Annotated in this window: 14 protein-coding genes and 2 pseudogenes; 6 read left to right on the top strand and 10 right to left on the bottom strand. The window is 42.2% G+C overall.

From position 1 onward, the window contains the following. Positions 1–801, bottom strand: an 801-nt coding sequence (locus LNTAR_RS23735) for a mechanosensitive ion channel family protein (protein ID WP_007281321.1), incomplete at its 3' end; no start/stop codon positions are given. 153 nt (positions 802–954) lie between these two features. On the opposite strand from LNTAR_RS23735, the gene LNTAR_RS23730 reads away from it, so the two are divergent. From LNTAR_RS23730 to LNTAR_RS23710, 5 genes and pseudogenes are all read left to right on the top strand, one after another. After that, entirely contained in the window at positions 955–1,986 is a 1,032-nt protein-coding gene (locus LNTAR_RS23730; RefSeq protein WP_007281320.1) for a DUF481 domain-containing protein, read from the top strand. A gap of 82 nt (positions 1,987–2,068) precedes the next feature. Next, positions 2,069–3,598, top strand: coding sequence for a glycerol kinase GlpK (glpK, locus tag LNTAR_RS23725; RefSeq protein WP_007281319.1), 1,530 nt, complete (start codon positions 2,069–2,071; stop codon positions 3,596–3,598). Between the two features lie 115 nt (positions 3,599–3,713). Next, positions 3,714–4,620, top strand: a pseudogene (trhO, locus tag LNTAR_RS23720) (oxygen-dependent tRNA uridine(34) hydroxylase TrhO); the annotation flags it as partial. 92 nt (positions 4,621–4,712) lie between these two features. Further along, positions 4,713–5,963, top strand: coding sequence for a peptidase U32 family protein (locus LNTAR_RS23715; protein WP_007281317.1), 1,251 nt, complete (start codon positions 4,713–4,715; stop codon positions 5,961–5,963). After that, positions 5,956–6,174 carry a ferredoxin gene (locus tag LNTAR_RS23710; RefSeq protein WP_007281316.1) on the top strand — a complete coding sequence of 73 codons (219 nt, stop codon included), beginning with the start codon at positions 5,956–5,958 and terminating at the stop codon, positions 6,172–6,174. The genes LNTAR_RS23715 and LNTAR_RS23710 overlap by 8 nt, the downstream gene beginning before the upstream one ends. Here the strand turns inward: LNTAR_RS23710 and LNTAR_RS23705 are convergent. From LNTAR_RS23705 to LNTAR_RS23685, 5 genes are all read right to left on the bottom strand, one after another. Continuing rightward, positions 6,171–6,962, bottom strand: coding sequence for a hypothetical protein (locus tag LNTAR_RS23705; protein WP_007281315.1), 792 nt, complete (start codon positions 6,960–6,962; stop codon positions 6,171–6,173). The genes LNTAR_RS23710 and LNTAR_RS23705 overlap by 4 nt on opposite strands. 105 nt (positions 6,963–7,067) lie before the next feature. Further along, positions 7,068–7,535, bottom strand: a complete 468-nt coding sequence (locus LNTAR_RS23700; protein WP_007281314.1) for a hypothetical protein — start codon at positions 7,533–7,535, stop codon at positions 7,068–7,070. Between the two features lie 151 nt (positions 7,536–7,686). Then, positions 7,687–10,962: a PVC-type heme-binding CxxCH protein gene (locus LNTAR_RS23695; protein WP_007281313.1), complete on the bottom strand. Its 3,276-nt coding sequence runs from the start codon at positions 10,960–10,962 to the stop codon at positions 7,687–7,689. A 181-nt stretch (positions 10,963–11,143) separates the two neighbouring features. Beyond that, on the bottom strand, positions 11,144–12,037 hold the full coding sequence (locus LNTAR_RS23690; protein ID WP_007281312.1) for an Hsp33 family molecular chaperone HslO: 894 nt from the start codon (positions 12,035–12,037) through the stop codon (positions 11,144–11,146). Next, a complete protein-coding gene (locus LNTAR_RS23685) occupies positions 12,038–13,354 on the bottom strand; it encodes an aminotransferase class I/II-fold pyridoxal phosphate-dependent enzyme (RefSeq protein ID WP_007281311.1) in 1,317 nt (438 codons plus the stop codon). A 243-nt stretch (positions 13,355–13,597) separates the two neighbouring features. Between LNTAR_RS23685 and LNTAR_RS23680 the strand changes: the two genes are divergently transcribed. Further along, positions 13,598–13,789, top strand: coding sequence for a hypothetical protein (locus LNTAR_RS23680; protein WP_040915720.1), 192 nt, complete (start codon positions 13,598–13,600; stop codon positions 13,787–13,789). Here LNTAR_RS23680 and LNTAR_RS23675 read toward each other — a convergent pair. The 4 genes and pseudogenes from LNTAR_RS23675 to LNTAR_RS23660 form a co-directional block, all read right to left on the bottom strand. Next, the gene (locus tag LNTAR_RS23675) at positions 13,786–14,115 is read right to left on the bottom strand and encodes a YkgJ family cysteine cluster protein (RefSeq protein WP_007281309.1); all 330 of its coding nucleotides are present in this window, start codon (positions 14,113–14,115) and stop codon (positions 13,786–13,788) included. The genes LNTAR_RS23680 and LNTAR_RS23675 overlap by 4 nt on opposite strands. Positions 14,116–14,221: 106 nt before the next feature. Beyond that, the gene (sucD, locus tag LNTAR_RS23670; RefSeq protein WP_007281308.1) at positions 14,222–15,094 is read right to left on the bottom strand and encodes a succinate--CoA ligase subunit alpha; all 873 of its coding nucleotides are present in this window, start codon (positions 15,092–15,094) and stop codon (positions 14,222–14,224) included. Between the two features lie 16 nt (positions 15,095–15,110). Continuing rightward, positions 15,111–16,319, bottom strand: coding sequence for an ADP-forming succinate--CoA ligase subunit beta (gene sucC / locus LNTAR_RS23665; RefSeq protein ID WP_083800136.1), 1,209 nt, complete (start codon positions 16,317–16,319; stop codon positions 15,111–15,113). 66 nt (positions 16,320–16,385) lie between these two features. Then, positions 16,386–17,992, bottom strand: a pseudogene (locus tag LNTAR_RS23660) (hypothetical protein); the annotation flags it as partial.

The following is a 17,992-nucleotide window of genomic DNA, read 5'->3' as shown; positions in this document are numbered from 1 at the left end:
TTCATCAAAACTCGTTTTGATTTCTTCAAGTAGTTCCCAGCGAACGGCCCAGTAATCTTCGCTCTTAACCCAAGGGCGAACGACAAAGTTGACAGATGAATCACCTAGTTCAGCAACTGCAATAACGGGTTCAGGGTCTTTGAGAATAAGTTTTTTCGAGTTAATGAGGGTTTCGAGGTGCTCTTTCACTTCTTTTAAATTGTCGTCATAACCACAGCCAATGACAAGGTCGATACGGCGCGTTTCTTTTGCAGAGAAATTGGTGACATTACCGCCTACAATAGAGCTATTCGGAATAGTGATCTGTACATTGTCGCCAGAGCGAAGAATTGTATTGAAAATATGAACTTCCTCAATGACGCCACTTTCGCCAGCGACATTAACAAAATCACCAACTTTAAAAGGTTTAAAGAGAACAATCATTACTCCAGCCGCAAAGTTTGATAGGGTTCCTTGAAGAGAGAGGCCAATCGCCAAACCTGCAGCGGCTAAAATGGCACCAAGCCCCATCATATTAACCCCGAGTTGGCTGAGCGCAGCCATAATAACAATGAGCATGAGTGAGATATTAACTAAAGTACCTAAAAAAGTGCACAGGACTTCATCTATTTTACTTTTAGCCATCATTTTTTTAGATAAGGAAGTAAGGCCTTTTGCTACTTTTTTACCTATGTAAAAAATGAGAATTGCAAAAACAATGTTTATAAGTAATTCACCTGCATTTTCGATGATAAATAATTTAACTTGTTCAAAAGTTGCAGTCGCATCAAAGCTTTGTGCGTCAGAATTGTCTTGGGGCATAAGGATATCCTAGTTTATTTTAAATGTTTATTTAGCGTAATAATTAAAATAGAAGTTTTAAAGGCCTTTTTTATAAAATGTCATTTAAAAGATATTGAAATCATTGTTTTTGTTCTTTATTATGTATGGTCTTTAAAACAAAAGGAATAGTTAATGAAGTTTATGAATAAGTTTGCAGTTGCGGCATTATTAATGTCAGGCGCTGTTAATGCCGATGAGGTATTACTTAAAGATGGAATGAAAATTGTTGGCGATATTCAGCAAGTTCATCAAGATAAAATTATTATTAAAACTAAATACGCTGGTGAGCTCACTGTAGAGATGGTCAATGTGGAAAAATTCCATACAGATACTGAGCAAAACGTCGCTTTCGAAAAAGAGCAAAAGCTTGTAGGTAAAGTGACTTACGAAGATGAGAAAACGACTCTCGTCCGTAATGAAGATGAAAAAATGCCCATAAAAGGTTTAGTCAGTGTTTGGGGTGTGGATAAAAATCACCCGGATTATGTTGAGCCAGTTGATCCTTGGACTTATAAAGCCTATGCAGATATTAGTAGCCAAGAAGGTAATACCGATAAAGATCTTTATTCTTTAGGTCTATCGGCGGAATATGATGATGGCGATCAAAAGGCTAAGTTTTTTGGGACATCTAAAGAAGGCTCAACTGATGGTGTGAAAACCGATAAAGAATACAGGCTTGGAGCTGATTATGAGCGCTTGTTTGGTGATCCCAAGCATCATTCTTGGTATGTTAGAGGAGGCTGGGAAAATGATGAAATCGAGGGTATTGATTACCGCGTTGGCGCTGCGGCTGGTTATGGTTATTACTGGCTTAAAAATGATGAAACAACTTTACGTACTCGTCTTGGTTTAGGTTACTTAAAAGAAGAATATGATGATGGTGAAACAAAAGATTCAGTTAGTCTTGACTTGGGCTTCAACTATAAGCAAGCTGTGGGTGATTGGGCGACTTGGGAAACTGATGTGACTTATGTGCCAGCGGTTGAAGATTTTGAAGATTACCTCTTGAGGCATTCAAGTGGGATTTCCGTACCTTTGACTGTTCAGGAAGATTGGTCTTTATTCTTAAAACTCGGAGTTGATCACGATTATAACTCAGAACCAGCTGATGGTCGTGAGCACTTGGATACAACTTATTTCTTGAGACTTGCGTTAAAGATTTAATAATCTAAAACAGTTGTAATTCAGAAGCCTATGTGATTCACCTAGGCTTTTTTATTGAGTAATTGAAGAGTTTTAGAAGAAAATGTTTCATCATTATAGGACTCTGATTTTTGATGGTTTAAGTTATGATAAATACGAGCCAACGGTGAAAAAGTATATTTTAGCGATTGATCAAGGAACAAGTAGTTCTCGTGCCTTTTTATTTGATGAAAACTTAAAGTGTTTAGCTCAAGCTCAGCAAGAAGTGCCGCTGATTTATCCAAAGAGTGATTGGGTTGAACAAGACGCAGAACTCATTTATGAAAGTGTGTGCACAACAATTAAAATTTGTTTGCAAAGAGCGCAAATTTCTGCGGCAGATGTCAGTGCTATTGGAATTACCAATCAACGTGAGACAACGGTAGTTTGGGATCGCCAGATCTCAAAACCCATTCATAATGCCATTTCTTGGCAATCGAAGCAGACACAGAGAATTTGTGATGAACTCAAAGATTTAGATGTGAAGAGCAAGACAGGTTTACTAGTTGATTGTTATTTTTCGGCACCCAAAATTCGTTGGATACTCGATCATTGCCAGGCTCAAGAAAGGGCAGCGCAAGGTGAACTTTGCTTTGGTACGATTGACACTTGGCTTATATGGAAATTGTCAGGCAGGGAGTCACATGTGACGGATTTAACAAATGCTTCGCGAACGATGGCATTTGATATACAAAAGCTGCAATGGGATGATGAGATATTACAGCGCTTAAACATCCCCAAACTCTTGTTGCCTAAGGTACTGTCTTCAAAGGATCATTTTGCTCATGCTTGTGTCGATATTTTTGAGGGGGCCTCGATTCCTATTTTAGGTGTAGCAGGCGATCAGCAGGCAGCTCTTTATGGTCAAGGCTGTGATAAACCTGGTATGGTTAAAAACACCTATGGAACAGGCTGTTTTATGTTGATGAATACGGGGCGCGAACGAGTGGAATCAAATTCAGGTTTGTTGACGACATTAGCATGTTCAACTATGAATCAGCCAACCTATGCTTTAGAGGGTTCGGTATTTATTGCGGGAGCCGCAATTCAGTGGTTACGCGATAATTTAGAACTCATCGATACAGCAAACATGAGCGGAGAACTTGCTTCGCAGTTAAAGGATAATGATGGCGTGATTTTTGTCCCAAGTTTTAGTGGCTTGGGAACACCTTATTGGAAATCCCATGTGAAGGGCGCATGCTTTGGTTTAACGAGAGCAAGTGATAAAAGGCATTTTGCACGAGGTGTACTGGAAGCCATTGCCTACCAAAGTCGAGATTTATTAGAAGTCATGCGCCAGGATTGTGGTCGAGAAATACAGAAGATGCGAGTTGATGGTGGCGCGTGTGCTAGCGAGTTTTTGATGCAGTTTCAAGCGGATTTACTCGGCATGAACCTCGAGCTTCCAAAATTTGCAGAAAGTTCGGTGCTCGGTGCGGCGCGTTTAGCCTTGGAAATGTTGGAAGATCAACACTTTGATTTAGAGGAACGAGAAGAGCAAGTTTATTCACCTCATGCCTGCCCACTCGAAATGAATGAGCATTATAAATTATGGCAAAAAGCTGTAAAAGCAGTCATCGCTTTTAGCGAGTAATTGACTTGAGTTTGTCAATTTTGTTTTTTAACTTATAGTGCGAGCCTTTTGACCAAGAGGTCTTTACATCACCAACTGTCCCGGATTTACGATTCGGCTAACACAAGGAAAATTTATGTATACTGTATGTGCATTATATAAGTTCGTGCGTCTAGAAAATTACCAAGAGATGCGTGAGCCACTCCATCAAGTCATGGAGTCCAATGAAGTGCGTGGAACACTGCTTCTCGCCGATGAAGGCATCAATGGAACGATTGCGGGTTCCGCAAAAGGTATTGAAGCGGTTCTGAATTATCTCGAAATTGACTGTGCCCTGAAGCCTATTGAATATAAAAATTCATTTACCGAGAAGGCGCCGTTTAAGCGTACGAAAGTGAAACTCAAAAAAGAAATTGTCACCATGGGCGTTCAGGGGATAGATCCTTTGCAATCAGTGGGGACATATGTTAAGCCAAGCGAGTGGAATGATTTAATTTCTGATCCCCAAGTTGTTTTAATTGATACGCGAAATGATTATGAGATTGGCATTGGAACCTTTCAAAATGCAGTGAATCCCAATACGGAAAGTTTTCGTGAGTTCCCGCAATACGTCAAAGAAAATTTAGATCCTGAAAAAAATAAAAAAGTAGCCATGTTTTGTACAGGTGGCATACGCTGTGAAAAGTCTACGGCGTATTTAAAAGAACAGGGTTTTGACGAAGTTTATCACTTGCAGGGTGGTATCCTAAAGTACCTTGAAGAAGTCCCTAAAGAAGAGACAATGTGGCAAGGCGAATGCTTTGTGTTCGATGATCGTGTTGCGGTCAATCACGATCTTGAGAAAGGTCAGTATGATATGTGCCACGCTTGCCGTTTTCCGATCACTCAAGAAGATCAACAACACGAGCTTTTTGAGCTTGGTGTAAGTTGCCCTCATTGTCACGGGAAAACATCTGATGCCGAGAAAGCGCGTTTCCGCGAACGTCAGCACCAAATGGAGCTCGCCGAGAAGCGTGGTGAAAACCATATTGGTTCCGATGCGATTCGTTCAGCACAGGCACGTCAACAAGCGAAGATTGACAAGAAAAAGCATGATAGAGAACAGAAATTGCGCCAAGCGCAAAAGAAGTCTTAAATGAAATTCGAAAACGTAGAACTTTTAGCTCCCGCAGGTTGTTATGCATCATTGAATGCCGCGGTCCAAAATGGAGCGAATGCCGTATATTTTGGTTTAGCACAACTGAATATGCGAGCGCGTGCCCGCCGTTCTTTTCATACAGAAGATTTACCCGAGATTATCCGTATTTGCCGTGAAGGAGGCGTGAAGTCTTATTTAACACTGAATACCTTGCTTTATGAGCATGACCTCAAACTTTGCCGCAAGATGCTAGAGACAGCCAAAGAAGAAGGAGTGAGTGGTGTGATTCTTTCAGATATGGCTGCAGTACAAATGGCCAATGAACTCGATATCGAGGTTCACTTATCAACTCAGCTTTCGATTTCCAATTACGAATCACTCAAGTTTTACGCGCCTTATTGCGATCGCGTTGTTTTGGCTCGTGAATTGAATTTAACGATGATTTCTAGCATTTATCAAAAAATTCAAGATCAGGGCTTAAGCGGTCGCAATGGTAAGGAAATGGAGATTGAGGCCTTTGCGCATGGCGCACTTTGTATTGCCGTTTCAGGGCGTTGTGGCATGTCTCTCTATACCTCGAATGCTTCGGCAAATCGTGGGGCCTGTGAGCAGAATTGCCGCAAAGAATACATAGTCACTGATACAGAGGGTAAGCAGCTCAAAGTTGACAACAACTTCATTATGTCTCCCAACGATATTAATACGATTGATTTTGTTGACCAACTACTAGAAAGTGGTGTTCGCGTCTTTAAAATTGAAGGGCGTGGCCGTTCACCTGAGTACGTAGCAACAGTGATCAAAGCGTATCGTGCGGCAATTGATGCAGTACAAGACGGGGTTTACGGTCCGGACTTTGTGAAAGCTTTAATGCCAGAGCTCGAAAAAGTGTATAATCGAGGCTTTTCTTCGGGATATTACCTTGGGCGTGAACAAGGTTGGGCTGAAGCGGATGGCAACAAATCGCCGTACCGTAAAATTTATGTAGGCCCAATTAAACACTATTTCTCAAAGGCAGGCATAGCTGAAGTGGAGAGTTGCGCAGGTACCTTAAAACTTGAAGATGAGTATGTGATTGTGGGGAAAACAACGGGTGCAGTTCAAGGAACTGTAACTGAAATGCGTTCTTCGCAAAATGGTGAAATGCTGGCAACCGAGAGTATTGCCAAAGGCGATTTGTTTACATTCCCACACGCCGAAAAAATTCGACCGGGTGATAAGCTCTATAAGCTGGAAAAAATAGATGCCTAAGCTTAAGCATAAGCGTCCAGAATGTATTGGTTGCTGTCTCTGTGCGGAGACGGCACCAAGTTATTTTTATATGGATGATGAGGGCTTAGCTCAATTGCATGATTTCCGTTCTGAGGGAGTTTTTCAAGTTGTGGAAGCTTTTGAGATGGATCGGCCAGAATTGGAAGAAGCCGTTCGAGGCTGCCCAGTCAACATTATTTCTTTGGATTAAATGGCAAGGTTGACGAAGACTTTGTATAGGTCGAAACCATCGCCAAATTGATAGCCAAAACCGACGCGGCCAATCTCTAAGAATTTGAATTTCCACTTTTCTTTGAGCTTAAAAGAAAATCCGCCTTCGTAGGTTTGGCGAACGTCTACATCCTTTTCTGGATCGTCGGCTTCAAGAGAAAAATTATCAAAATAAACACGTGTCATGGCGTAAGTTGCTAAGTTAAAGTCGTAGTCAAAAAAACTCCCTTCAAGGGGTGTTTCGAGGTCGATACCAGTTTGCCAAAAAGTTAAAGTTGATTCAGCATTGTCATCTTCTGAGCGTGCTTTGGCGTAGGTGATGCGGTTGACCCACCAGTGTTGGAGTTCATCGCCAAATTGGAATTTGAAAGCGGAACCAACTGCTGTTACGAGAGTGTTTTCACTATTATCAAAATCATGTGCATAACCTAAATCGAAGAAAGGTTCGACGCTAAAGCGTTCGTTGACTCGGTGACGGTATTCAATACCAGGTATAAAACTCCCTACATTGATTGAATCAGGAGCTTCAGTATCCGTGATGCTCCAGTTATAAATTCCAACATTAACAGGGAGTCGTAAGCGCAAGCCTTCACCATCTTCTTGGAATTTGTAAGCAAAAGGGATCCGCATCAAGAAGGCTTGTTCGCCTGAGACTTCGTATACACCACTGCCAAGGTAATTACCAAAGGCATAATGCACTGCGGGAGGGTAATCGGCTTTAATATTGATGGAGAAAAGTAGAAAAATAAATAAGAGAATCTTTTTCATACTTTTAATCCGATTAATTAACTTTAGGTCAATGTGATGAACAAAGGAAAACTATGCAAGAGGAAAGTTAAAACCTGAGCTTAAAATACGGTAAAAAGACTTGTTTTAAGCTAAAATTTTATCACAGGCTTTACCCTGAACAAATAATGTAGAATAATTGCAAAAAGCATAAGTTTCGGTGAGTACGCAGCGATCTGGATCATTTTCATCCAAGAGATAGATTCCACTTAACCACTCGTGATCTTGGCGAAAATCATGGATCTCTTCAATCCCTGCGTAAAAGCTATAAAGCTTAATATTGTTGATCCATTGAATATCAAATATACAGCTCTCTTCGATATAATCTTTGATTTGATTTTTGATTTCTAAAGCCTTAAGTAAAAGTTCTTGGTTCGGAGCTTTTGCGCTGCCGGCAATCCATATATCCATGACTTTACTCAACTTTGGATTGTTTAAGCTCTGAGTATTGAGGCGACAATGCCAAGCATACTTTGGCTGTTGTGGAAAGTATTCGGAGAGAGCTTTGCAAGGTTCAAAAGAAAAGTGAAAATTGTCGATACTATACTGATACATAAAGAGCTCCAAAAAATTAGGGGGGTTGCCCTAAGGTTGTGGCTAATCACTATTAGTTCGAAAAATAAAATAAATGTTTCCCATTGATTTTATCAATACATCCATTTGAATTTGTCATATTCCTAATAGAGTTAGTATGTATTCCTGTGATTTAGTGAGCCGACTTTTTCTTCTTTTTCTTGTCTTTAAGACTTTCTAAATAAGCCACAAGGTCGCGAACTTCCTTGTGTTTTAGCGCTCGAGCAATAGGAGGCATACCTGAGCTCGGCCCTTGTTTTGAAGCCACATTATCTTTTTGAATTTTGACAGTTTTTATGGCGGTCTTGATTTCATAAAATTTCTTATGCTCTTTTTTCAGGACACCTGAAGTCATGTTGCCTTTTTTATCCGTGACAATAAAAGTGCCAAAGCCTTCGGCAATCAATTTGTTGGGGTAGATTAAGGACTCCATGAGTTCCTGTGGATTCAGGTGTGAGGCAATGCCATCAAGTACAGGTCCTTGCATGCCGCCTTTTCGATTAACTTTATGGCATTGAAGGCAGGCACCTTGGCCTTCAAAAATGATCTTTCCTTTAGTCTCATCTCCACCATGCAAGGTGAAGTCATAGGCTTTATCAGGAGTCGTGAGGTAATCTCCGAGTGTTTTAATAGATTGGGGACTATTGATCGATTTGATTGACTGGAATAGATCCAGTTGGACTTCAGGAGACAAAGATTCTCGTTGCGTCCATAAGGTATAGAGTTTGTCGTGAAAAGCAGAGTCTTTTGCGAGTTCCGCAAAAAGAGCACGTAGAAGCGGGGTGCTTTTACTCTTTTCGGCGTCCGCAATAAGAGAAGCTTTATCTTTTGAGTGCTTTAATTTAAGTTCCAATAAGCGAGCTTTAACTTCTGGGTCTTTTACTTTTGAATAGAATTCAGCTAAGTTATTTTCGTAAGCCACATCCTGGTTGACGAGGGTGTTGATAGCAGAGATGCGAATGTCAGATGGAGCTTTTTTGTTGTTGATTTGTGCTATGAGGGTGTCGGCTGGAAGTTTTAATTTGATTTTTTGAGCCAGTTCAAGCGCGAGAGTTAAGGTGTTGCCTTCAGCATTTTGAAGTAAAGAGCTGAGAGCATTTTTCGCATCGGCGCCCAATTCACTAGAGCGTGCCTTTGTAGGACGATAGATTGAAAAGACAGGATCATTTTCAGGCGCTTTATTCCAACGCAAGAGTGCTTTTACAGCATGTTCTTTTAGTTTCTTATCTAGTTGGGATGTGTCAGCAATTTTGATTAAGTTGAGAGCGTTATCTTCCAAGCCAAGCCAAAGATTGGCAAAAAGTATACGACGCTGGATGGCAATAGGGTATTGACTAATATTGGCACTCTCCGAAGCAAGGGCAGGCATGGCTTCGAGAATGTGTTTGTCGTAAATGGCTCGAATGGCTTCAGCTTTAACTCCCGAATCTTTATCTTTCACAAAACTACTGAGAGCGGGGTCTTTTAATTCCCTTAAAATAAGAACTGCAGCTAAACGCAACTCTATCGATGTTGAGTTGATTTGAGCTTTGGCGCCTGCACTATCGTTCAGTCGAGCGAGGGCGCGAACGGCCACATGACGAAGGATGTGTTCAGTGCCATTATTTTTTTGTATGAGACTCCAAAGAGCCGTTTTTGCCTCGGGACTTTTGGCTACTTTACCTAAGGCAATAGCGGCTTTGAGTTGGACGCGGGGCGAAGAATCGGATAGGGCCGAAATAAGGATTTTTTCATGAGCTTCAGAAGAGGTGAAGTCGCCAAGGCTCCGACAAACATTTTGGCGAATAATCGCATCAGAATCTTTTGCGAAGCTCGCAATAAAATCATTTGTCTGGATTTTATTTGAACGCTGTATTTGGGCAAACCCCCATAAGCCATGGAGACGTTCAAGGGTAGTGGTTCCATTTTTGAGAGCTTGTTTAAGAAGATCGATCTTTCCTCGTTTCACTAACTCAAATTGAGCGTACTGGCGGACTCGCATATCTGGATGAGATAAAAGTTTTTCAGGCATAGCCACTTTATCAAAGCCATTGGCAAAAAGTTTTTGAGTCTCTTGCACCGAGGCTTTGGATGTGCCTTGAGGGTATTCGATGAACTGAATGCTGCCTCGATCATTAACTGACCAACCACCACCGAAATCAGCGATGTAGATTTTGCCATCATAGCCAAAGTTGACATCGGAGGCTACGAGTTGAGAAACGACGGGCTGATCGTGAATGGTCTTAAAACCAGCACCACTTTCTTCGAATTTAAAACGAAGGATATTCGAGCGCGCGGTACTCGCGCGAAAATTTGATACGAGGAAACTGTTTCGCCACTCCTCGGGGATAGCTTCCCCTGTGAGGTGAGTGATGCCTGAAGGGCCACTGTGAAAGTTGCTGAGAGGTGGGAGATGCCATTTGCCTTGCTTGGAGGATGAAGGTTTGAACATTTCATCTTCGATCCATGGAGATTTTCCATCAAATTCAGCGTGATCAAGGCTCGCGCGGTATTGATGTAAGCCTTGGTGTTCCATATACCAGCCTGAATCACCACTTTCTACGGCATAAACGGCTCTGGCTCGGTCTCCAATATCACCCGTGTTATCGAAAGTGAAAATATTTCCATGCTTATCAAAAGCTATTTCTTGAGGATTCCGTAAACCATGATGAAAAACTTCAAAATTACTACCATCGAGTTCGCAGCGAAAAATAGCGCCGCGGCTTGGTTCGCTAAAATTTTTCCCCTCTTTACTTGTAACATTGTAGCCACGGTCACCGATGGACCAATAGAGCCTGCCATCTGGACCCATGATAATTCCGTGCATATCGTGGCCAAACATACTCAGTTTGACACCGAAACCTGTGAGTAGAATTTCTGATTTATCTGCTATGCCGTCGCCAGTGGTATCAGTGAATTTCCAAAGGTTGGGAATGCAGGTGAGGTATACCGAGCCATCGTGTTCAATCGCACTGAAAGCAACGCCATCTGCGGTGTTGCCCATCATGCCATCGGCAAACTCCGTGCGTTTGTCGTAGACCCCATCACCATTTGTATCGATTAATTTGGCGATCCGCTCACTATTTCGAGTAAAGTAACTTTTCCCTGTTTTAGGATCAGACTCCATCATTTGTACACGTTCATCGACTGATTGATTTTTGAAATCCTGTTGGGTGAATTGTCGAGCACCGCGGATATCCAATATTTGTCCATGTTTTTGGCGAGGAGATTCGACGATGTATAGCTCCCCTTTTGCTCCGATACCAAATGAAGTCATGAATTCTACGAGTGGATGTGTGGCTATCTTGCCACTTTTCGAAAATTGTGAGTCGGCTATTTTGCCAGTGAATTCCTGCATTTTAGTTTCTTGGGAAAAAGCCATGCTAGGTGCTAGGGCAAAAAGAGCGAGTCGATAAAAGTGTTTAATCATAATCCAAAGCCTTCAGAATTTCGTTGAGAGTTATATCTACTACGTTGAGGAATTGGAAAAATTAAACAGGGGAAAAAGAAATAATCCATTTTTGAGCTTAGTTAGTACAAAATAATGTCGTTTTAGTACAATGGTAGAAGTGAAGAGTGCCAAAAAAGGGCTGAATAACAGCCCTGTAAGATTACTTTTGCTTAAAGCGCAAAACTTCTTCTATTTCTTCTTTGCCGAATATGTACCTTGTGGAACAGAAGTGACAGTCGACTTTGATGTCCTCATTTTTATCGAGATAATCTTGGAGATCGTCAATTGTGAGGGCATTTACCGCCGATAAAGTTTTTTCTTTAGAGCAACTGCAGCTGAACTTAGGGTCAGGGCAGGCGTGAAGAGAGTATTCATGGTTACTCTCATCCTCATCAAAAAGCATTTGAATGAGTTTCTCGACATAGTTATCAACTTCAGGAGCTTGATCGAGAAGTGTTCGAAACTCTTCGCTCTTCATGCGTTGGCGGGCACGGTCAAGTTTTTCGAGGTCACAGCCAGGGAGAGCTTGTAGTAAAAAACCTTGGCAGAGGCTAACTGGGTTTTCAGGATCCGGGCGGAAACTTGTCGCAACAACGAGTTCAGTTTCTACTTGTTCAGAAGTGGAGAAAAAGAAGCCCAGATCATCACTGAGTTCAAGGAGTTGCGCATCTGTTACTGATGAGCTAACGATAAAGTTTGGAGTCGAACGAACGACAGAAATTTGTCCTTGTTCTCCATAGGCTTGGGCCACACTGGGAGTGTGCTGTGCTAAGTTTACATCGTTGATGAGCCCGCGAATATCAGACTCAGCACCGACATCTATGATCACTCGGCCCATCGGTCCGCCGTATTGCCAAGTAATGGTGAAACGGTGGTCATCTTGGAGTAGAGGAGAAACGAGTAAGCCTGTTCCCAATGCACGGCAGAGGAGTAGGCCTGAAACGGGGTCACAGTTATGGCGTATGAGTCCATCTTGTACAGCCGAAGTGGCATGAACGGCACTAAAGCGTGCGTTCAAGCCTTCGATGATTCCCCTGTAGAGGAAGTCTTTCATTTATTTAGCAGCCACCATTTCGCTAGCAGCTTCGTACATTTTGTCGAAGAGGTCAGCTAGGTGTGATTCTTCAGTGCATGAGAACGCGACACGAATGTTAGAAGCACCGATGGAGATTGTACCAATACCTTTGTTCTTAAGGAGGTATTGACGGTACTCATTAGCGTCGAGTCCATGCTCAAGCTTCATAGTCATGAAGTAGCCAGAGTTATAAGGGTAAGGGCTGAAGTACTCAGCGAAACGGCTATCAGCAAGAACTTCTTTCACTTTTTCATAACGACCTTTCATGATGTCGAATTTCTCTTGCTTTTGTGAAGCGTAGTCGCCGTTACTGAAAGCTTTGAGAACAATGCGTTGTGAAAGGTGAGAGATATTAGAAACGGTTGCACGGATAGCGCCACCAGTTTTTTGCTCGAGAGCTTTTAGGCCTTCATTAGCTAAACCCTTAGCAGCGTATGTGATGAAACCACAGCGGAGGCCCCAAACATAATCTTCTTTAGTTGCACCATCAACTTTTACAGCGAGTACACGTTCGTGAAGATCAGCGAAGTAAGCGAAGAGAGATTCTTTAAGTACATCTTCTTCGAAGAAAAGACCAAAATAAGCATCATCACAAATAACAACCACGTTAGTACCTGTGTCTGCAACTGCTTTTACCGCATCGAGAATACCATCAACATCCTGTTTGAGCACTGAATAGCCAGTAGGATTGTTAGGGAAGTTAAGAATAGTCGTGATTTGATCTTTACCTTCAGCGGCTTTGAGAAGAGTTTCTTTATAGCTTGAGCTATTGAAAGTTCCATCTTCATTGAAGAGTGTGAAGAATTCCATATTGACGCCAAGAGTAGCGTTAAAGAAGAGGTTGTAGTTACCCCAGAAGTGATCTGAGAGAACGAGTGTTTCACCAGGATTCATGAAGAGTGATCCCGTAAGTGAGATGCCGTGCGTGAGAGCATTTGTTACAACTGGTGAAGATGCATCCTTGCCAGTCATAGAAGGATTCTTCTCAAGTTGAAGTTCTTGCCATTTTGTACGCAAGGCTGGAAGACCGGGTGAAGGTGCGTAGGGGAGGTATTCCGCATTTTCGAGATCATTGACTTGCTCAGTGATAGATTCGAGGCCCATGGCTTTGCCACCTTCGGTAGCAATACCAATAGTCGCGTTGTATAGGTGGGCTTCAGCTTTGGCTTCAGCACTTTGTGCTAAAATACCTGCAGAGGGGAAAAAAATACGCTTTCCGTAGTCGGAGAGCATTTCGAGTACGTGGGGGTTAGATACAGAGATCTGCTCATTGAGTTTTTCAGCGAGAGGGTTCATGTTTAAATCCTTCTTTGGGCTATGATTATAGAAATTCGCGCGCTAATCTAATACCATTTTTCAGTTTTAATAAGTAAAATAAGAGGGCTTTTTAAGCAAAGTCTTCATTATTATTATGAAAAAACTATTGACTTCTATGGTGTTTTGTTAAATAATTGGTAATCATACGTTTGTAAGAGCTTGATTGATCGAAGGTATGATTTATTTTTAAAGTGTAAATGTTAATAAGTTAGCGGGCTTAACATGAGTACAAAAGTAAGAAAGCATTCAGTGGTAAAAGATTTTATCCATAGCCAAGTAGAAGAGATGCAAAAGCATAAGTGGCTCGAGTCTGAAAAGGCTGGAGTTGATTTAGGTGAGGCGGCTTTTCTTGATTGGGTGGATAAATACTATGAAAAATTTTCTAAATCATATTTCTCGGGGAAATTGCTTTAGGACGAATTTTCGTCCTCAGTATAAATTGCATCGCAATTATCTTCGGGCTTAGGGAACCACTTCACTAAAAAATCTGAACACTGCTGTGGCTTAACGGGCTGGATTGTACAGTGGTTTTTTCCCTCTAAAAATATACAGGAATCATCTTCTTTTGAGATGAGAGTTAGACCTTTGCGGTCTGGACGAAGTTCGGTGTATTGATCCAAAAAATCATCTTCATTCATTTCTAGGTATTTTGCGATGTTGGCAATTTCAGTATCGTTAACTTTTACAATGCCCGGCCAGCGACAACAATTTCCGCAGCGTTGACAATTCCATGTGCCCATAATTGATTAATCCTACGTTTTTTGAAGCTTAGCGAATGAAGTGAAAAATTCAAATAAAAAAGCTCGTACTTGTGAAAGTACGAGCTTTTTATAGAGCTGAAAAAGCTTAGCTGAAGAAAGACTTCATAGCTTCGCCGATATCAGATGGTGATTGAACCATTTTGATGCCACAGTCCTTGAGGTACTGAACTTTTTCTGCACCAGTACGGTCGCCGCCACCAACGATAGCGCCAGCGTGGCCCATGCGTTTACCGGGAGGCGCCGTAAGGCCAGCGATAAAACCAACGACAGGCTTGTCATAGTTTTCTTTGATCCAGAGAGCTGCTTGCTCTTCAGCGTCACCACCGATCTCACCGATGAGAACGATGCCTTCAGTCTGAGGATCTTCAGCAAAGAGTTTTACAACGTCAATGTGCTGTGTGCCATTGATGGGGTCGCCACCGATACCAACACATGTACTTTCGCCAAGACCAGCTTTTGTGATTTGATCAACTGCTTCGTAAGTGAGTGTGCCAGAACGTGAAATGATACCAATTTTACCTGGCATATGAATGTCAGCTGGCATGATACCGATTTTACCAATACCAGGAGTGATAACGCCTGGGCAGTTAGGGCCGATGAGACGAGTTTTACTGTCTTTCATCGCGTGCTTAACTTTCATCATGTCGAGAACTGGGATGCCTTCAGTAATGCAAATTACGAGGTCGAGCTCAGCATCAACTGCTTCGAGGATTGCATCAGCTGCGAAGGGAGGAGGTACAAAGATAACTGAAGTATTAACTTGCTGTTCTTTTACTGCTTCTGCTACGCTGTTGTAAACGGGAGTTCCTTCGAGGTCTTGACCACCTTTACCAGGTGTTACACCAGCGACAACGAAGTTGTCCATGTATTCTTTCATGAGACCAGTGTGGAAAGCGCCTTGTGAACCAGTGATACCTTGAACTACAACGCGAGTTTTTTCTGTAACTAAAATAGCCATTATATAAATTCCGCGATTATTTTTTTACTGCAGCAACAATTTTTGCAGCAGCTTCGTTGAGTGAATCAGCCGTCTCGAAAGTCAAATCTGACTCAGCAAGAAGCTTTTTACCTTCAGTGGAGTTTGTACCACTGAGACGAATGACGATTGGTTGTTCGATGTTACCGATGTTTTTGACAGCTTCGATTACACCTTCAGCAACGAGGTCGCAACGAACAATACCACCGAATACGTTGATGAGAATACCTTCAACATTGGGATCTTTAAGTAAGATACGGAAAGCTTGTTCAACACGTGCTGGAGTAGCTGTACCACCGACGTCAAGGAAGTTGGCAGGTGAACCACCAGAGATTTGGATCATATCCATTGTTGCCATCGCAAGACCAGCACCATTTACCATACAAGCTACGTTACCGTCAAGCTTAATGTAAGCGAGGTCGTGCTCAGAAGCTTCGACTTCAAGAGGCTCTTCTTCGAGTGGGTCACGGAGTTCAACGATATCTTTTTGGCGGTAGAGAGCATTTGAGTCAAAGTTGACTTTACCGTCGATCGCGTAGATTTCGTTATCTTCAGTAACAACGAGAGGGTTGATCTCTACGATTGAACAGTCTTTTTCCATGAACATTTTATAGAGGTTTTGGGCAACCGCTGCAACAATGCGAGCTTGCTTGCCTTCGAAACCAAGAGCGTCAGCAACTTTACGGCCGTGGTATGCCCAGCAACCGGCGGAAGGATCTACTTTAATTTTAGTGATTTTTTCAGGTGTGCTTTCAGCAACTTCCTCAATATCCATACCGCCTTCAGTTGAGGCGATAATAAACGGGCATTGAGTAGCACGATCAATAGTAAGTGCTAAATAGTACTCTTTAGCAATGTCGAGACCTGGGCAAAGTAAGATTTTGTTAACTTTGCAACCTTCTGCAGTTGTTTGGTGAGTAATGAGTTGCATACCTAAGATGTTGGTAGCATGCTCAATGGCTTTCTCAACTGTGGGGGCAAATTTAACGCCTCCACCTTTGCCGCGGCCACCCGCGTGAACCTGAGCTTTAACGACGCACTGACCTAATTCAGTTGCGTATTCTTCAACGCCTTCTAATGACTCGAAGACTTTTCCTTCTGTAACAGGGATACCATATTCTCTGAATAAGTCCCTTGCTTGGTATTCGTGAATAAGCACAGTTTTTCTCCTGATTGCTTTATGTTTGTAAAGTCGCAGGTGCAACATAAAGCAATGCGCTCACCTTACTAATAGGAGCGCATAAAAATCAAGAAAATTTATGTCAGAGTTTTATTATTTTTTTAATTGAAGCTTTGGTTTGGGCTTGAGGCTTGGATCTGTGATCAAATTGGAGCTGGCGTCCTCGGCATCATCTTGAGCAGGAGGAGCTAAGCCGCCGCCAGGAGGAGTGAGTCCGCCACCAGGAGGGGTAAGTCCGCCACCAGGAGGAGTGAGGGGGGACTTCGATGAATTACCAGGACGTGCATTATTTACAGCTATGGCCTGGCTTCTTCCAACTGAAGCCGTGTCAGTAGAAGTCTCTTCTGATTGCTCGATTTCTTGTGGGCTGAAGAAGTTTGATGAGTTGCCAGGTTTGCCTTTTGAGAAGCTGATTGTTTTCTTTTGGATTTTCGAGCCGTCACCTGCATCGCGACTAGCTTCTGCTTGTTCGCCTAGACTTGGTTCATTGGGGCTTGGGCCAACGTTATCCTCGGGCATTTTTGTCGAAGGTGCAGGAGCAGGTTCGCCTGTAATCTGGTCGAGGGTGATTTTGTTGCGTTTGAGCTTAGAATTGATTTTATCTTTAAATACAACAAAAGCGACGACAGCTAAGCCGATAAGGACAATTGCAGCAATAGCGATGATTTGGAAGCCCGCCATAGGACCGTCTTCTTCATCAGTGTTAGCACCAGCAGCACGTTTTTTAGCGGCTTTTGCAGCGCGGGCAGCGGCAGCAACTTTTGCGGCTTGTGCTTCCTCTTCTTCGAGTTGATTGAGCATTTCTTGTTGCTCTTTAAGTTTATCTTCTTCGCTAAGTTGATCGCCCTGGAGTTCTGCAATGCGCTTGGCATTTTCAGCTTCTTCTTTTTCCTTGGCGATACGAGCGTTTTCAAGTTTTTGGGCTTCAAGAAGTTTTGCGTTTTTAATGCGATTCTCTTCAGCCTGTCGTGCAGCTTCTGCAGCGGCTGTTTTTTCTTGCTGAGCGGCAAGTTTTTTACTAATGATGGTGGCTTTGTCATTTACGCGCTTGTTGATTAAATCATTAATTAAGGACCATTTGTTGTTGATGTAAACAAAGCCATTTTTTTCATTTTGAGCAATGAGTTTATTAGCAATGGTTTGGACATTTTTGTTGAGAGTGACATTAAATTGGTAGCGTTGCTTAGCAAACATTGTATCGATGTACTTTTGGCGGTTCTTTGCGACTTTGTCCGGGAAAAAGCTGTCTCTGAGTGCAGGATCTAGAATATTTTTAATGGCATATTGCCCGCTGAAGCCTACAAATAAAAATTCATTGCTTATACGTTTAATTTTACCTTTTACAGCTATTTTCCGAAATGGATCGTAGACGAATTCAACGTAGTCGCTCTCTTTGTATATTGGGAAAGTTTCTTCGGCGTCTTTAGTGAGTTGTTTCTTGTCGAGTGTAGGGTGGAGTTTCTCGGCATAAGTTCTAGCTTGTTTATTGGCTTCGGCAGAGATGTCGGTTATTAATAGGGTTTTGTCGCCAATAATAATATTTGGGTAGTCGGCCAACACAGTATCTAAAATCTTATCGCTAATGACTTTTGGATTTTCAACAAAGGTTTCTTCAGGGAACTTAGTGAGTTGAAGAAAAATGGATTGATTTATATCAGCACTTTTTTCGGCATTGATGATGACATCTAGGGAGTAAGCGG

The organism is Lentisphaera araneosa HTCC2155, assembly GCF_000170755.1.
GTDB classification, from domain to species: Bacteria; Verrucomicrobiota; Lentisphaeria; order Lentisphaerales; family Lentisphaeraceae; genus Lentisphaera; species Lentisphaera araneosa.
This window is presented reverse-complemented; position numbering and strand designations above follow the sequence as displayed.

Bases quoted from the DNA above. Each gene is read 5' to 3' on its own strand.
- LNTAR_RS23715 (WP_007281317.1), top strand. From the start codon at position 4,713: ATGAAATTCGAAAACGTAGAACTTTTAGCTCCCGCAGGTTGTTATGCA.
- LNTAR_RS23710 (WP_007281316.1), top strand. From the start codon at position 5,956: ATGCCTAAGCTTAAGCATAAGCGTCCAGAATGTATTGGTTGCTGTCTC.
- sucC (WP_083800136.1), bottom strand. From the start codon at position 16,319: ATGTTGCACCTGCGACTTTACAAACATAAAGCAATCAGGAGAAAAACT.
- LNTAR_RS23675 (WP_007281309.1), bottom strand. From the start codon at position 14,115: ATGGGCACATGGAATTGTCAACGCTGCGGAAATTGTTGTCGCTGGCCG.
- LNTAR_RS23730 (WP_007281320.1), top strand. From the start codon at position 955: ATGAAGTTTATGAATAAGTTTGCAGTTGCGGCATTATTAATGTCAGGC.
- LNTAR_RS23690 (WP_007281312.1), bottom strand. From the start codon at position 12,037: ATGAAAGACTTCCTCTACAGGGGAATCATCGAAGGCTTGAACGCACGC.
- LNTAR_RS23680 (WP_040915720.1), top strand. From the start codon at position 13,598: ATGAGTACAAAAGTAAGAAAGCATTCAGTGGTAAAAGATTTTATCCAT.
- LNTAR_RS23685 (WP_007281311.1), bottom strand. From the start codon at position 13,354: ATGAACCCTCTCGCTGAAAAACTCAATGAGCAGATCTCTGTATCTAAC.
- LNTAR_RS23695 (WP_007281313.1), bottom strand. From the start codon at position 10,962: ATGATTAAACACTTTTATCGACTCGCTCTTTTTGCCCTAGCACCTAGC.
- sucD (WP_007281308.1), bottom strand. From the start codon at position 15,094: ATGGCTATTTTAGTTACAGAAAAAACTCGCGTTGTAGTTCAAGGTATC.
- LNTAR_RS23700 (WP_007281314.1), bottom strand. From the start codon at position 7,535: ATGTATCAGTATAGTATCGACAATTTTCACTTTTCTTTTGAACCTTGC.
- glpK (WP_007281319.1), top strand. From the start codon at position 2,069: ATGTTTCATCATTATAGGACTCTGATTTTTGATGGTTTAAGTTATGAT.
- LNTAR_RS23705 (WP_007281315.1), bottom strand. From the start codon at position 6,962: ATGAAAAAGATTCTCTTATTTATTTTTCTACTTTTCTCCATCAATATT.